Below are 15782 nucleotides of genomic sequence, written 5' to 3' on the forward strand. Positions count from 1 at the left end.
GGAGGCCGCATAACAGATGGGAGGAGAATTGAGATGCCGAGACTTATGACTTTGGCGAAGTGCATGGCGTTGGCTGCGGGGCTGTTCGCATCCGCCGCACATGCCGAGGAAACCGTCGTGTGGTGGGACTTCCTCAGCGGCGGCGACGGCGTCCGGATGAAGCAGTTGCTTTCCGACTTCAACGCCCAACACCAGGGCAAGATCAAGATCGATGCGACGACGCTGGAATGGGGCACGCCCTTCTACGCCAAGGTCCAGACCTCGGCCGCTGTCGGCGAAGCTCCTGACATGATGACCTATCATGCCAGCCGGCTGCCGCTGGCGGTGAAGCAGGGCGTCGTCCAGGAAATCACGGCCGATGACTGGAAGACGATGGGCATCACCAAGGACGATTATGCGACCGCGACATGGGACGCGGTGACGGTCGATGGCAAGCAATATGCCGTGCCGTTCGATACGCACCCGATCGTGCTCTATTACAACAAGGACATCCTCAAGAAGGCTGGCCTCCTGACCGACGACGGTAAGCCGAAGGGCATGGAGTCGCGCCAGGCCTTCACCGATACGCTGAAGGCATTGAAGGCCGCGGGTGTGAAATTCCCGCTCGGTTCCGTGACTGCCGACGGCAACTTCATGTTCCGCACAGTCTATTCGCTGATGGGCCAGCAGGACGGCGAACTGATGACCGACGGCAAGTTCCTGGTCGGCGACAATGCCAAGAAGCTGGAAAATTCGCTGGCCGTGCTGCAGGAATGGACGAAGGAAGGGCTGCAGTCGACTTATACCGACTATCCCGCAACCGTCGCGCTGTTCACCTCGGGCGAAGCAGCGATGATGATCAACGGCGTCTGGGAAGTTCCCACGATGACCGACCTCAAGAAGGACGGCAAGCTGTTCGAATGGGGCGCCGTGGAACTGCCCGTCATCTTCAACCATCCGTCGACATATGCGGATAGCCATACCTTCGCCATCCCCGCCAACAAGGGCAAGGACATGACGCCGGAGAAGCGCGCGGCCGTGCTCGAGGTCATCAGCTGGATGGATAAGAACTCGCTCTTCTGGGCGACGGCAGGCCATATCCCGGCCTATGGGCCGGTGACCGCGACGGCGGAGTACAAGGCGATGCAGCCGAACGCGACCTATTCGGTGCTGACATCCAACATGATCTTCGACCCCAAATCGCCTCTTGCGGGCATTGCCGGTCCGATGTTCGATGTGATGTCGAATTTCTTCGTCCCGACCCTCAACGGCGAAATGGAGCCGGCCAAGGCCGTCGAGGAGATCAAGGCCGGACTGGACGATCTCTGATCTGGTTGCCGGGTCGTCGCGATACGGCCCGGCTCGACCTTGGTGAATGCCGGGAGCCTACAGTCCATGCTCAGGAATACGCGCAGCGAAGCGCTCGTCGCATTTATCCTCATCGCGCCCTTCGTCGCCATCTATGGGCTCGTCTTCATCTATCCGCTGGTCAAGCTCTTCATCATCAGCTTCACCGACGCGCCGCTCATTGGTGACGGCACCTATGTCGGCGTCGAGAATTACACGCGCCTCGTGGGCGACCGGAAGTTCAACACGTCGTTCTGGAACACTGCCTATTTCGTGCTGCTGACCGTCGTGCCGGGCACCCTGGTGGCCTTTGGCATAGCGCTCGGCGTCAACCGCCTCTCGGGCAGGATACAGGCGCTGGTCCTGTCGCTGTTTTTCCTGCCCTATATCCTGCCGGTCTCCGTCGTCTACTACATCTGGGATTGGACGCTGAACCTTCAGTTCGGCGTTGCGATGCACGTCTTCGATCTGTTCGGCATTCCCCGCGTGCCGGTTTTCAAATCGACGACCTGGTTCATGCCCGCCGTGGCTGTCGTGACGATCTGGTGGACCGCGGGCTTTTCCATCTTGCTTTTCCTGGCCGGCCTGCGCGCCATACCGGTCGAGATCTACGAGGCCGCGGCGCTCGACAATGCCGGCATCTGGTCGGCCTTCCGCCGCATCACCTGGCCGTTGATGTGGCCGATCACTGCGCTGGTTCTGACGATCCAGTTGATCCTGCAGCTCAAGATTTTCGACCAGGTTTATCTGTTCTCGATCGGGGGACGGGTGAACGACAATCTCGTGATGGTCTATTACATCTTCCAGCGCGCCTTCCAATCCGACCAGGGCGGACGCGCGGCAGCCATCGCTGTCGTGCTGTTCTTCATGGTGATTATCGTCTCGGTGCTCAATTTCCAGCTGACCAGGCTCTCGGGAGGGCGCAACCGATGAATGCCGTCACCGCCCGCCGCCTCAATGTTGCCGGCTTGATCATCACGCTTCTCACTGTCATCTGCGCCGTGCTCTGGGCATTCCCGCTCTATTGGGGCGTGGTCTCGTCGCTGAAGCCCGAAGATGAAGTGATCAGGCCCTATATCGAACTCTGGCCGGACACGCTGACCTTCTCGCATTACGTCTTCGCGCTGACCGAGACGGAGATCGGCCGCTGGTACATAAATTCGGTTGTCGTGGCGTTGGCGGTGACATTCCTGACCGTCGGTTCGTCACTTCTCTGCGGCTATGCGATCTCCCAGCTCCATTTCCCGTTCCGCAATGCGCTCTGGTGGCTGATCCTCGCAAGCTTCATGGTTCCGCTGCAAACCCTGATCGTCAACCATTTCGAACTGGTCGCCAGCCTTGGCCTGCTCAACACGTGGGCGGGTATCGTGCTGCCGCAGCTCATTCATCCGGTGATCATCATCGTCTACAAGCAGTTCTTCGATAGTGTGCCGAAGGACTTCAGGGAGGCGGCCGTGATGGACAACGCCTCGGAATGGCGGATCCTGACGCGCGTCTACATCCCGATGAACTGGGGGGTCACCGCAGCGCTGTCGATCGTCTGCTTCATCTGGGCCTGGAATGCCTTCCTCTGGCCGTTCCTCGCGGTCACCAAGACCAACATGATGACCATCACCGTCGGCATCACCCAGGTGAACGACGCCTTCGGCCTTTCCTATGCGCGCCAGCTGGCCGCCGCCGTGCTCGCCGGCATGCCGGTGGCGCTGGCTTATCTGATCTTCCAGCGGCGAGTGACGCAGGCGATTACGCTTTCGGCGGGCATCAAGGGGTAAGGCGCCCTACCCTTGGTCCTTCGGCTGGGCGTGATAGGCTTTGCCATCGCCGTCGAAGAGATGGACCGACGATGTGTCGAAGCTGACCGTCACTGTGTCGCCGGTCTGGACCGATGAGCGGCCGTCATCCTGCGCGATCAGTTCGGAGCCATCTTCCAGCGTGCAATAGACCAGCGTCCGCTCGCCCAACCGCTCGACCACGCCTGCCTTTGCCTTGGCGGTCGCCACTGCGCTGGCCCCACCGGATACGACACGGACCGCCTCGGGCCGGATGCCGAGTTCATAGGTGCCAGGGCCTGGGTTTGCGATATCGATTTCGAATGGATTGCTGCCCGCGATTCTCACGCTGGCTCTTCCAGTACCCGAGACTTCGGCTTTCAGGAAGTTCATTCCGGGGCTGCCTACGAAGCCCGCGACAAACCGGGAGGCGGGCCGCAGATACACCTCCATCGGCGTCCCGATCTGCTCGATCCTGCAATTGTTCAGCACCACGATGCGATCTGCCAACGTCATCGCCTCGGTCTGGTCATGCGTGACATAGATCATCGTCGCCTTCATGCGCAGATGAAGCTGGGCGAGTTCAACCCGCGTGCGCACGCGAAGCGCCGCATCGAGATTGGACAGAGGCTCGTCGAACAGGAACGCTTTCGGCTCCTTGACGATGGCGCGACCGATCGCGACCCGCTGGCGCTGGCCACCCGAAAGTTGTGCTGGCCGCCGCTTCAGCAGTGCTTCCATTTCCAGCATGCGGGCAGCTTCGTTTACGCGGCTGTCGATATCCTTCTCCGCCATTCCGATATTGCGGAGCCCGAAGGCCATGTTCTCCTGCACCGTCATATGTGGATAAAGCGCGTAGTTCTGGAACACCATGGCGACATTGCGCTGCCCCGGCGCAAGATTTTCGCTGCGCTTGCCGTCGATGGTCAGCGTACCGCCGTCGATCGTTTCGAGGCCGGCGATCATCCGGAGCAATGTCGATTTCCCTGAACCCGATGGTCCGAGAAACACCATCAACTCGCCGGGATCCACGGCTAGCGAAATGTCATTGATGACATTGACGCTGCCGAAACTCTTCGACACGTTGTTGAGCGTAATCTCCGCCATGCGATCCTCCCGGCTTTTGATCCATCATTCCCGGTACGTATCGGAAGTCAAGATATAGTTTGCCGGAAGCGACCTTCCCACAGGGTTCCGCAGACCTCAGACGCCGCCGCGATTCCAGCCCCGGCCGCGTTCGCCGAACATCTCGTAGCCGCCTTCCTTGATCGTCAGCGTATCCTCGAGCTTGATGAATCCGCGCTTGGGATGCAGCATCGTGGTTTCCACAGATATGACCATGCCGACGTCGAGCGGCCTATCACCGTCGATGCCTTCATAGGCGACCGGATGATTGGTCATCAGGAACGGCGCCTCATGGGTGATGAGCCCCATGCCGTGGCAGAAGAAATCGGTGAAGGCCGCCGAGGGTGACTTCCTCAGCAGCGTTTCCGCCGCCTCGATCATTTCAGTACCGGGAGCGCCGGCTTTCACTTTCGAAAACGCCGCTTGCTGGATGGCATCGACCTCAGCCAGCAGGTCCTGCAGTTCCGCGTCGGGTTCGCCCAGCACGCCCATCCGGCAGAGATCGCCGATATAGCCATGGTAATTGCCGCCCGAATCGATCGACAGGATCTCACCCTTGGCCCAGGCCTGCGGCGAACGCGCGCGGTTGTGGCTGGCGCCGAGCGTCAGCAGGCAATATTCGAAATGAAGACCGCGATTGGTTTCCTCCCGGCGCAGATGTTCGATGATCTCGCCCTTGGTCGTGCCTTCACGCGCCGCAGCGATCGTCGCCAGCATGGAATCTGTGATGAGCTCCGAGGCGAGCCTCAGCTTCTCCAGTTCCGCCGGCGTCTTGATCGAGCGAAACCGTTCGAGCGCGTGGGTCGCATCCACGAACCGTGCGCCGTCGAGACGCGAGCCGATGAAATCGCGCGCGTCCGACGGCAGGAAGCCCGGCTCTATGCCGATCCGCGCGCCTGATTTGCCGATCTTCTTGATATGCTCGACGGCGAGTGCCGCGGCATCGAGCGTGCCCCAGGTCGCCGCGTGCACATTGGGCGTCCAGAACGGGTTGTTGTGATGCTCGGAGCCTTCCATCTTGTTGCCGACATAGGCGGCATGATCCGGCGCGCCCTTCTCATAGACCACGATGGGCAGGTAGCGGCTATGCCCGATCGCATCCATGGCGGCAAAGAAGATGAACTTGTAGCCGCCGAGCAGATATTGAGTATTGTGCTTGGAGGTCGCCAGCAGCACATCGATGCCCGCCTCCTCCATCAGTCTGTCGAGCCGCGCCGTATCGAAGGGCGGCTCTATGGCGATCGTCTGTCCTGCACTGATATTCATCTCGATCCTCCCAAATCGCGTTTTCCGGACCTCATTGACCCGCTGGAATGAGGCGGAAATCCGGCAGTTCGCGTAATCCCAGTTCCGGACCTGCCGGTGAATATACGACAAAAAGCTGCATCGGTCCCGCACCGGTATTCCTGGTCGAATGGAAGCGGCTCTCTGGAACGTAGACCGTGCAACCCGGCCCCACCGTGCGGGTCACCGGATTGCCGCTCTCGTCCTCGACCATCTGCTCGCCCTCGCCCGATATGACGAAGATGATCTCCTCGGCGCCGGGATGATTGTGGCGGGAATGCCCCTGCCCGCTCGGCAGGTCGACCACGCCGCCGGAAAACCGCGACGCGCCGTTCACTTCGGGCGCCACGGTCAGCGCCAGCCGGCCCCAATCGAAGCCGAAACTGTCCACGTCCTTCGGATAGAGAAACAGGTCCTTCATATCATCGCCTCCACGCATTCTTGATTGCCTCAAGCCATCTTGCCGATGGCCAATCCCTTGAAATCTTCGGTCTGCCTGCGGATCGCCGCCTCGGCCGGCAGCCGCTCCATGGAGCTCGCGCCGTAGAACCCGTTGCAGTCGGCGCAGCGTTCCAGAATATAGCGCGCGTCATCAGGCATCGAGATCGGGCCGCCGTGGCAAAGCACGATCACATCGCGGCGCACCGAACGGGCCGCCGCCGCAATCGCCGAAATTTCTCCAACGCAATCATCGAGCGACTTGGCCGAGGTGGCACCGATCGAGCCGCCCGTCGTAACGCCCATATGCGCGACGATAATGTCGGCGCCGGCCTTCGTCATCGCGATGGCTTCATCGGCGTTGAACACGTAAGGCGTAGTCAGCAGATTGAGGCGGTGGGCTTCGGCAATCATGTCCACTTCGAGACTGTAGCTCATGCCGGTCTCTTCGAAACTCTGCCGCATCTGGCCGTCGAACAGGCCGATGGTCGGGAAGTTCTGCACACCGGAAAAGCCCATCGCCTGCAACTCGGCCAGGAATTGCGGCATCAGCACAAACGGATCGGTGCCGTTCACGCCCGCCAGAACCGGTGTCTTCTTGACCACCGGCAGCACCTCCACCGCCATGTCCTTGACGATCTGGTTGGCATTGCCATAAGCGAGCAGGCCCGCCGCCGAGCCGCGGCCTGCCATGCGATAGCGCCCGGAATTATAGATGATTATCAGGTCGATGCCGCCTGCTTCCTCGGCCTTGGCCGAGAGGCCGGTGCCCGCTCCGCCGCCGACGATCGGCTTTCCTGCGGCAATCATGGCATGAAATTTTTCGAGTATGGCTTTGCGGGCGATCGCAGGCATGTCTGTTTATCTTTCCCTGGTGTTGGCGATTTCGCGATACGCGGCCACGAGGCCGCCCGCGAATTCGGGATCGTTGATGTGATATGGCAGGCGCTGAATGCGGCGGTCGGCCGTGATCTCGACCGTTGCCTCGAGTGCAGCAAAGAGAGCGGCATCCGCCGCCGGGTCGAAAAACTGGCCGCCCTCGATATCCAGGGCGGAAACACCCTTTTCCGGGATCAGCAGGCGGACTGGGCCACGGCACAGATTGAGCTTCCCGCCGATCCATCGGCCGATGGCATCGCATTCCCCAGGCGTCGTGCGCATCAGCGTGACATTGGAATTGTGCCGGTAGAAAAGCCGGCCGGCATAGCGCTCCGGCACGGTTTCCGGCGCCCAGAAATTGACCATGTCGAGCGCACCGACTGAAACGACATAAGGCAGACCTGTTCTTGCAATCGCCCCGAAACGATCCTCGGTCGCAGGAAGCACGCCGCCGAACAGGAAGTCGCAGACCTCCGTCGTCGTTACATCCAGCACGCCCTCAAGCAGGCCGCTGTCGGCGAGCTTCTCCATGGAGCGGCCGCCGGTACCTGTCGCATGGAAGACCATGCAGTCGTATTCAGCCTTCAAACGGTCAACGACCGTGGTGACGCAGGTCGTGGTCACACCGAACATGGTGAGGCCAAGAGCTGGCTTGGATTCGCTCTTCTCCGGCGGGCGACTCGCCATCGCGGCGATCGCCTGCGCCGCATTGTGCAGGATGACGCGGCTGAGGCGGTTGAGCCCCGCCATGTCGGTCACCGAGGGCACCATCATGATGTCAGACACATCGACATAGGGCGCGACATCACCGGAGGCGAGCGTCGAGACCATGATCTTCGGCACGCCGAGCGGCAGTTCGCGCATGCCCGACGTGATGATGGATGTGCCACCCCCGCCGCCGATGCCGATCATGCCCGATATGTCGCCCTGCGCTAGGACGTAGCGGCGGAAGGCTTCCGCCATGGCGGCGACCGCCGTTCCACGATCATCCGTTCCGAGAGTGGCATTCGCCCCCAGCGGATGAAATGCGGCTATCTCCGCTGCCGTCACATCCGTGGCAACGGTCGCTTCGCGTGTTCCAACATCGACAACGCGAATGGAGCCGCCCGCCGCCCTGATGCGGTCCGCGAGATAGGCAAGCTCTTCTCCCTTCGTGTCGGCGGTGCCAACGACGTAGACGTAACCCATGCCCCCTCCCGGAACCATGCATGCAAGGCGTTGATTTGGGCCTTGAAAATTTTCGAGACGGCCGTATCATATCGATATGCAGGTCTCAGGTCAACAAATCGAAATGAAGCCGATCAGCGAACGTGGCCCCCGGGCGCGAACACGCCGGTTGATGCTGGAGACAGCGATCCGCCTCATGCAATCGGGCATAACGCCATCTGTTACGGAAGTGGCCGAGGCTGCCGAAGTATCCCGGGCCACCGCCTATCGCTATTTCCCCAGCCAGGCAGCGCTCGTGCATGCGGTGGTGGATGAGGCGCTTGGACCCATTCTCCAGTGGAAATCCGGAGAGGCCGATGCCCGGGTGCGCATCAAGGATTTGCTGGCCACGGCATTGCCGCGGATCGACGAATTCGAGGCCACCTTCAAGGCCGCGCTCAAGCTCTCCATCGAGCAATGGTCACAGCGCCAGGCGGGCACATTGGGCAGCGAGCCGCAATTCACGCGCGGACATCGTATCGACCTCCTGCGCGATGCGACCTCGCCATTGGAAAACAAGCTCGACGAACCGGCCCGCGAACGATTGGCGCAAGCCCTATCGCTCGTCTTCGGCGTCGAGACGCTGGTCGTCCTCAAGGATATCTGGGGGCTTTCGGGCGTGCAGGCGCAAGCCGTGGCAGAGTGGGCGGCAGTCGCCCTTGTAGATGCGGCAATCAACGAAACAGAGGGAATGGACACGGCCAAATCCCCGAGATCTGGTTAGACCAGTTATACCAGGACGGATTTCACTGGTCGTCACACATACGGACGCCAGCAAGGGCCGTCACGGGCTCTACATGCCTTACTATTGAGGCAATTAGGTAAGCATCGACTGAATTTCCGCGTTTGAAAACAGAGTCATAGAGTTCTTGACATTTTCTTGGTTTGGTAATACCAGACGATCACTGGTAGGTCGATTGACTTGAACCCTCCAGCGGTGAGCGGAAGTCGAGGAGGGCTTCCGCTGGACATATCCGAAAGGATTGTCGAGTCGGACTTTTTGCCCGTGGGTAGGCGGGCGTTGTGCATATCTGGGAGGAAAAACTATGCGCAGAACGATAGCCGGCCTTTTGGCCGGGATGAGCATGCTGATCGCACAAGGCACGTACGCACAGGCGGCGGAATTGACGATCTTCTGGGCCGAATGGGATCCCGCCAACTATCTTCAGGAACTGGTCAACGAGTACGAGAAGGAATCAGGGGTCAAGGTCACTGTCGAGACCACGCCCTGGTCCGATTTCCAGACCAAGGCATTCACAGAATTCAACGCCAAGGGTTCCGCTTACGATATGGTCGTCGGCGACTCCCAGTGGATTGGCGCCGCCTCCGAGGCAGGTCACTATGTGGATCTGACCGACTTCTTCAACAAGCATAAGCTGACTGAAGTCATGGCTCCGGCCACCGTGAAATATTACTCCGAATATCCCTCGGCTTCCGGCAAGTACTGGTCGGTTCCGGCCGAGGGCGATGCGGTCGGCTGGTCCTATCGCAAGGATTGGTTCGAAGACCCCAAGGAAATGGAAGCCTTCAAGGCGAAGTACGGCTACGATCTCGCTCCGCCGAAGACCTGGAAAGAGCTGCGCGACGCCGCCGAATTCTTCCATCGTCCGGATCAGAAGCGCTACGGCGTCGCGATCTACACAGACAACTCCTATGACGCGTTGGTTATGGGCGTCGAGAACGCGATCTTCTCCTACGGCGGCGAGCTTGGCGATTATGTCAGCTACAAGGTCGATGGCATCATCAACTCCGAGCAGAACGTGAAGGCGCTCGAAGCCTATCGTGAACTCTATGGCTTCACTCCTCCGGGCTGGGCAAAGAGCTTCTTCGTCGAAGACAACCAGGCGATCACCGAGAACCTGGCGGCGATGAGCATGAACTACTTCGCCTTCTTCCCCGCGCTGGTGAACGAAGCGTCCAATCCCAACGCCAAGAACACGGGCTTCTTCGCCAATCCGGCTGGTCCGGGCGGCGCCCAGTTCGCGGCGCTCGGCGGCCAGGGCATCTCGGTCGTCTCCTATTCCGAAAACCAGGAAGAGGCGATGAAATTCCTCGAATGGTTCGTGAAGGACTCGACCCAGAAGCGTTGGGCCGAGCTTGGTGGCTACACCGCCAGCGCCAAGGTGCTTGAGTCACCTGAGTTCCAGAACGCCACACCCTACAACAAGGCTTTTTACGAAACCATGTTCAAGGTGAAGGACTTCTGGGCGACCCCGGAATATGCCGAACTGCTGATCCAGATGAACCAGCGCGTCTATCCCTATGTAACAGCTGGTCAAGGTACGGCAAAGGAGGCACTCGATGCACTCGCTGCCGACTGGAATGCGACCTTCCAGAAATACGGCCGCAACAAGTGACAGGAAGCCGGAGCGGGTCTTTCCGCTCCAGCTGACATCTGAGGCACAATGGCGCCGCGTCACAAAACGCGGCGCCGACCATGAAGAATGGGCGCACAGGAAGCTTGAACGCTTCCGAAGTGATGCGCCGGCTGTCGGAGGAATAGCGCTTTGGCCATCGCTGTCATGACGTCGCTCGACGCGAGCACCCGCGCTGCGGCGCGAGGAATGAGCGATATCAAAATTCGCAATCTTTTCATTATCCCTACAATCCTGTTTCTGATCATCTTCAACATTTTTCCGTTGATCTATTCGCTGGGATACTCGTTTACCGACTTCAGGGCATCATCCAACGCCCCGGCGAACTTCGTCGGACTGCAGAACTATCGGGAACTTCTGAGCGATCCCTTCATCTGGAACAATTTCGCGATCACGGCGAAGTACGTCATCGTATCGGTGACCGGACAGGTCATCGTGGGCTTCGGCACCGCCATGCTGCTCAACCGCGACATTCCGTTCAAGGGACTTCTCACCACACTCCTGCTTCTGCCGATGATGCTCTCCATGGCGGTGGTGGGGCTGTTCTGGAAGCTGCTCTATGACCCGTCCTTCGGCATCATAAACTATGCGCTCGGCCTGGGAACCTTCGAATGGCTCTCCAATCCCGACATGGCGCTCTATGCCGTGGCGCTGACGGATATCTGGATGTGGTCCCCCTTCGTCATGCTCCTGTCGCTCGCCGGCCTGTCGGCGGTGCCGAAGCATCTCTATGAAGCCGCCGCGATCGACAGGGCCGGACCTTTCTACACCTTCTTCCGGATAACACTGCCGCTCGTAGCACCGATCCTGATGATCGCGATCATCTTCCGAACCATGGAGGCGTTCAAGACCTTCGACCTCGCCTACATCCTGACCAGCCAGCCGACGACCGAGGTGATCTCGATCCGGCTCTACAAGATGGCCTTCCAGGAATGGCAGACCGGGCGCTCCTGTGCGCTGGCCTATATCGTGCTCATCATGGTGCTCGCCATCACCAACATCTACGTGAAGTATCTCAACAAGGTGAAGGAGCGCTGAAATGGCCCAAGTCACGACCCGCTCCGAACGCGCGCTGAACCGGGTGGCGATCGCATCGGTACTCGTCATCACGCTGATCTTCCTGGCGCCGATCTACTGGATTACTTCGACGGCATTCAAGCCGCGCAACCTCTCGACCACCATTCCGCCGACGGTGATGTTCACGCCGGAGATTTCGCCCTTCGTGAAGCTGTTCACCAAGCGGTCGCAGCTTCGTACCCAGCCCACGGCAGAGGAATACGAGGCGGCGCCCTGGTGGGAACGGTTGGTCTTCGACGGCGGCGAGAAGGTTACCCGGTCCGGCAAGGGCGAGATTCAGCTTTCCGGCTATCCGAGCCGTTTCATGAACTCACTGATCGTGGCGATCACTTCGACTGTTCTCGCGGTCGGCATGGGAACGTTCACCGCCTATGGCTTCTCACGCTTTCGAGTGAAAGGCGAGGCAGATCTTCTGTTCTTTATATTGTCGACGCGAATGTTGCCGCCCGTCGTTGTGGCCATTCCGATGTTCCTCATGTATCGCGTCGTTGGCCTCAACGATACCCATTGGGGGCTCATCATCCTCTATACGGCCTTCAACCTGTCCTTCTCGGTCTGGCTGATGAAAGGCTTCATCGACGAGATCCCCAAGGAATACGAAGAGGCGGCGCTGGTCGATGGCTATACCCGCATGCAGGCCTTCTTCAAGATCGTCATACCGGAGGCCGCCACCGGCATCGCAGCCACCGCCGTGTTCTGTTTCATCACCGCGTGGAACGAATATGCCTTCGCGCTGATCATGACAAACCGCCGTGCGCAAACCGCGCCCCCCTTCATCCCGAGCCAGGTGGGATCCGGCCTGCAGGACTGGACGGTGATCGCATCCGGCACCTTCCTGTTCCTGCTGCCGGTCGCTATCTTCACCTTCCTGTTGCGCAACCACCTGCTCAGGGGCATGTCTTTCGGAGCCATTCGCAAATGACCTTCCGGGCCTTTAACCAGAAATATCTCGAGCCGTTCTTCGAACTCCTGATGATCTTCGGCATCATCGCGCTCTGCCAGCCGTGGATCGAACCCCTGCATCGCTACGGGTTGACGATCATCCTCATCGGACTGGTCGGCTTCTCGATTGTCATCAAGATACCGCGCGAAGAGCGGCAGGCGGACGAGGGCAGCCAATGACGCAGATCGAACTTCGCGGCATCGAAAAGTATTTCGGCGCCGTCCAGGTCATCAAGGACCTCAACCTGTCAATCGCGGATGGCGAGTTCATCGTGCTTCTCGGCCAATCCGGCTGCGGCAAGACCACGACGCTTCGTGCCATCGCAGGGCTCGAATCCATCGACGTGGGCGACATCCTCATCGACGGTCAGCCGGTACAGCACTTGAAGGCATCGGATCGCGATATCGCCTTCGTGTTCCAATCCTTCTCGCTTTACCCGCACATGAGCGTCTACGAGAACATTGCTTTCCCGCTTCGCGCCACCGGGCGGGATCGTGCCAGCATGGACGAGGAAGTGCGGGCAGTCGCAAAGACACTGCAGATATCGCACCTTCTATCGAGAAAGCCGTCGGCCCTGTCAGGTGGCGACATGCAGCGCGTGGCGATCGGCCGCGCGCTGGTGCGCCGTCCCAAGGCGATGCTGATGGACGAACCGATCGGTGCGCTCGATGCGAAGCTTCGCGAGGAGATGCGCGCCGAAATAAAGCGGCTGCACATCAAGCAGGGCTCGACCACGATCTACGTCACCCACGACCAGGTCGAGGCGATGTCCCTCGCCGACCGGATCGTCATCATGCATGAAGGCGTGCTGCAGCAGATCGGCAGCCCGTCCGAGGTCTATGGCCATCCCTCGAACTTGTTCGTCGCACAGTTCGTCGGAAGCCCGGTCATGAACGTGGCGGAGACCACCGTTTCCGATGAAGGTGGACAATTGAGCGCAAAGCTGCGTGGCGCCAGCCAGGGGTTCGAACTGCCGTCAGCACTTTCCGGCACGCTTTCAGCGGCCAAGGCCGAGAACGGCAACCTTACGCTCGGGGTCCGCCCCGAGGGCGTGCTTGTGGCGCGCGAGGCCCGCGAAGGCTTCATTCCCGTCGAGGCGCATATCATCGAGCCCCTCGGCTCGCATGACATCGTCGACCTCAAGCTGGGCGACCAGATGCTGCGCGCCCGCACCAAGAGCGGTTTCGTGCCGCAGGCGGGCACCACGGTCTGGGCACGGATCGATCCGGCCCAGGCGCATTTCTTCAATACGGCGACTGGCATGTCCCTGGGGATCAGACTCTGATGGCGCATATCGAACTCAAGGGCATAACCAAGACCTTCGGCAACCACACAGCGCTCAAGGACCTGAACCTGCAGATCGCCGACGGCGAATTCTTCGTGCTGCTCGGACAGACCGGCGCCGGCAAGACGACGACCTTGCGCCTGGTCGCCGGCCTGGAAAAGCCGACTGCGGGTACGGTGCTGATCGACGGCAAGGATATGGCCGACTGGGGTCCGGCCGAACGCGACGTGGCACTCGTCCTGCAGCAATATTCGCTCTATCCGCGCTATACGGTGCGTGAAAATCTCGAATTTCCGCTCAAGCCCGCCATCCGTCGCGTTCCGCCCGCCGAGATCAAGGAGCGGGTGGACCGCGTCGCCAAAACGCTCCGCATCGAGCACCTGCTCGACCGCAAGACCGACCGGCTCTCGGGTGGTGAGATGCAGCGCGTCTCGATCGGCCGCGCGATCGTGCGCAAGCCGCGCGTCTTCCTGATGGACGAACCGCTCTCGGCACTCGACGCCAAGCTGCGCGAGGCGCTCCGGACCGAACTCAAGAACCTGCAGATGAATCTCGGCGCAACCTTCCTCTTCGTCACCCACGACCAGATCGAAGCGATGTCGATGGGCGACAAGATCGGCGTACTGAACAACGGCCAACTCGTGCAGACGGGCACGCCGCAGGACATCTATACCAACCCGGTGAACACCTTCGTCGCGCGCGCCGTCGGCTCGCCGCCGATGAACCTGATCAACGGCTTGCTGTCTGATGGTCTGGCGGTGACGAGCGAAGGGCTGCGACTGCCGATCGGTTCTGGCCACGCAAAGCCGGTCGATGGCCGTCCCCTCACCTTCGGCATCCGGCCGGAGGATGTGGTGTTGGAAAGCGGCGGCGCAGGCGAGGCCAGGGTGCATGATATCGAAAATCACGGCGTCGAGAAGATCGTCACGCTGAAAACAGGCTCACAGCATCTGCATGCGACCGTACCGGCGCAGGTGGACGTCAAGATCGACGATGCGGTGCGCTTTTCGTGGAACCCTGATAAGGTCGTGCTCTTCGATGGCGGCAATGGCGTCAGCCTGCGGCATGCCGGGTAAGGTTTTTCGCTGTCAGGCGAAGCGGCGGCGGTAGTGCTCGACGGCCTCGGGATTGCGGAGATTGACCGGCAACTCGCCGTTCAGGATGCGGATGACTTCGTCCGCCGCACCCAGCCCCATGCGCTTCATGCTCTCCTCCGTGATGCCAGCGAGATGCGGCGTCACGATCACATTGTCGAGATGCAGATAGGGATGGTCGGCCGGCAGCGGCTGGGTCGAGAAGACATCGAGCGCCGCGCCGCGGATCCTGCCCTCGATGAGCGCCGCGATCAGCGCATCGTCATCCACGACCGGTCCGCGTGACACGTTGACGAGGATCGCACTCGGCTTCATTCGGTCGATGCGGCTCTTGTTCATCAGCCCCGTGGTTTCCGGCGTCAGCGGGCAGCAGAGAACCACGATATCGGCCGTGGCGACGAGATCATCGACATCGAGGAAACGGACGCCCTCTGGAAGGCTCGCGGGCGTCCGGCTATTGGCGACGACATCGAGGCCGAAGCCATGCTTGCCGATGCGGTAGATCGCCTGACCGACATTGCCCATGCCGATGACGCCGAGAACCCTGCCGCCGAGATCGATCGCCTGATCGCTATGGGCACGGCCCGCCGTCCAGCCCTTGGTTCTGAGGTCCCGGTCCATCGGCCTAAACTGCCTGAGCAGCGCGAGCGTCACCATGAAGACATGCTCGGCGACCGTCGGCGCATTCACCCCGGGCACGTTGGCGATCAGCACGCCCGCCGCCGTTGCTTCATCGTAGGGGATCATGTCGAGGCCGGCGCCATGGCGCACGGCGGCGCGCAACTGCGGGGCGTCGGAGAAAAAGGCCGTTGGGATTGGCGCCCGAACGATGACGATATTGGCGCCCCGCCCCTCGCGCAACAAGGTCTCGCCATCAGGTGCCGTCGCGATGCGCAGATCGCCCGCGTCTTTCAGCTTGGACTCAGAGACGGGATGAAGCGAATGGGTGGAAAAGATGATGGGCATGGCCCCTCCAGAAGC

General features: G+C 60.6%; 16 protein-coding genes. 10 read left to right on the forward strand and 6 right to left on the reverse strand.

The annotated features are described in order from the left end of the window. Positions 1-33 precede the first annotated feature (33 nt). The 3 genes from IHQ71_RS15270 (at position 34) to IHQ71_RS15280 (ending at position 3098) form a co-directional block, all read left to right on the forward strand. Positions 34-1308 (forward strand): extracellular solute-binding protein, encoded by a 1275-nt coding sequence (locus IHQ71_RS15270; RefSeq protein WP_258157317.1) that lies wholly within the window; start codon positions 34-36, stop codon positions 1306-1308. Positions 1309-1374: 66 nt separating this feature from the next. Then, on the forward strand, positions 1375-2259 hold the full coding sequence (locus tag IHQ71_RS15275; protein ID WP_258157318.1) for a carbohydrate ABC transporter permease: 885 nt from the start codon (positions 1375-1377) through the stop codon (positions 2257-2259). Next, the gene (locus IHQ71_RS15280) at positions 2256-3098 is read left to right on the forward strand and encodes a carbohydrate ABC transporter permease (RefSeq protein WP_258157319.1); all 843 of its coding nucleotides are present in this window, start codon (positions 2256-2258) and stop codon (positions 3096-3098) included. Before IHQ71_RS15275 ends, IHQ71_RS15280 begins: the two co-directional genes overlap by 4 nt. A 6-nt stretch (positions 3099-3104) precedes the next feature. Here IHQ71_RS15280 and IHQ71_RS15285 read toward each other — a convergent pair whose 3' ends face one another. The 5 genes from IHQ71_RS15285 to IHQ71_RS15305 all read right to left on the reverse strand — a co-directional run bounded on the left by IHQ71_RS15285 (position 3105) and on the right by IHQ71_RS15305 (position 8009). Continuing rightward, a complete protein-coding gene (locus tag IHQ71_RS15285) occupies positions 3105-4202 on the reverse strand; it encodes an ABC transporter ATP-binding protein (RefSeq protein ID WP_258157320.1) in 1098 nt (365 codons plus the stop codon). A gap of 96 nt (positions 4203-4298) precedes the next feature. Further along, a complete protein-coding gene (locus IHQ71_RS15290; RefSeq protein ID WP_258157321.1) occupies positions 4299-5486 on the reverse strand; it encodes a Xaa-Pro peptidase family protein in 1188 nt (395 codons plus the stop codon). A 31-nt stretch (positions 5487-5517) separates the two neighbouring features. Next, positions 5518-5925, reverse strand: coding sequence for a cupin domain-containing protein (locus tag IHQ71_RS15295; RefSeq protein WP_258157322.1), 408 nt, complete (start codon positions 5923-5925; stop codon positions 5518-5520). A 29-nt stretch (positions 5926-5954) separates the two neighbouring features. Next, positions 5955-6797 carry a phosphoenolpyruvate hydrolase family protein gene (locus IHQ71_RS15300; protein ID WP_258157323.1) on the reverse strand — a complete coding sequence of 281 codons (843 nt, stop codon included), beginning with the start codon at positions 6795-6797 and terminating at the stop codon, positions 5955-5957. Between the two features lie 6 nt (positions 6798-6803). Beyond that, positions 6804-8009 (reverse strand): Tm-1-like ATP-binding domain-containing protein, encoded by a 1206-nt coding sequence (locus tag IHQ71_RS15305; protein WP_258157324.1) that lies wholly within the window; start codon positions 8007-8009, stop codon positions 6804-6806. 76 nt (positions 8010-8085) lie between these two features. On the opposite strand from IHQ71_RS15305, the gene IHQ71_RS15310 reads away from it, so the two are divergent. The 7 genes from IHQ71_RS15310 (at position 8086) to IHQ71_RS15340 (ending at position 14783) form a co-directional block, all read left to right on the forward strand. Further along, entirely contained in the window at positions 8086-8751 is a 666-nt protein-coding gene (locus tag IHQ71_RS15310) for a TetR/AcrR family transcriptional regulator (RefSeq protein ID WP_258157325.1), read from the forward strand. 322 nt (positions 8752-9073) lie between these two features. Further along, the gene (locus IHQ71_RS15315; RefSeq protein WP_258157326.1) at positions 9074-10384 is read left to right on the forward strand and encodes an ABC transporter substrate-binding protein; all 1311 of its coding nucleotides are present in this window, start codon (positions 9074-9076) and stop codon (positions 10382-10384) included. A 165-nt stretch (positions 10385-10549) separates the two neighbouring features. Next, positions 10550-11440 carry a carbohydrate ABC transporter permease gene (locus IHQ71_RS15320; RefSeq protein WP_374990030.1) on the forward strand — a complete coding sequence of 297 codons (891 nt, stop codon included), beginning with the start codon at positions 10550-10552 and terminating at the stop codon, positions 11438-11440. A gap of 1 nt (position 11441) precedes the next feature. Further along, complete coding sequence (locus tag IHQ71_RS15325; protein WP_258157328.1) at positions 11442-12401, forward strand: carbohydrate ABC transporter permease; 960 nt, start codon at positions 11442-11444, stop codon at positions 12399-12401. Beyond that, complete coding sequence (locus tag IHQ71_RS15330) at positions 12398-12601, forward strand: hypothetical protein (protein ID WP_258157329.1); 204 nt, start codon at positions 12398-12400, stop codon at positions 12599-12601. Before IHQ71_RS15325 ends, IHQ71_RS15330 begins: the two co-directional genes overlap by 4 nt. Continuing rightward, a complete protein-coding gene (locus tag IHQ71_RS15335; RefSeq protein WP_258157330.1) occupies positions 12598-13707 on the forward strand; it encodes an ABC transporter ATP-binding protein in 1110 nt (369 codons plus the stop codon). The genes IHQ71_RS15330 and IHQ71_RS15335 overlap by 4 nt, the downstream gene beginning before the upstream one ends. Beyond that, complete coding sequence (locus tag IHQ71_RS15340; protein ID WP_258157331.1) at positions 13707-14783, forward strand: ABC transporter ATP-binding protein; 1077 nt, start codon at positions 13707-13709, stop codon at positions 14781-14783. Before IHQ71_RS15335 ends, IHQ71_RS15340 begins: the two co-directional genes overlap by 1 nt. 12 nt (positions 14784-14795) lie before the next feature. Here the strand turns inward: IHQ71_RS15340 and IHQ71_RS15345 are convergent, their stop codons facing one another. After that, positions 14796-15767 carry a D-isomer specific 2-hydroxyacid dehydrogenase family protein gene (locus IHQ71_RS15345; RefSeq protein ID WP_258157332.1) on the reverse strand — a complete coding sequence of 324 codons (972 nt, stop codon included), beginning with the start codon at positions 15765-15767 and terminating at the stop codon, positions 14796-14798. Positions 15768-15782: the final 15 nt, after the last annotated feature.

The organism is Rhizobium sp. TH2 (assembly GCF_024707525.1).
Lineage (GTDB): Bacteria > Pseudomonadota > Alphaproteobacteria > Rhizobiales > Rhizobiaceae > Rhizobium_E.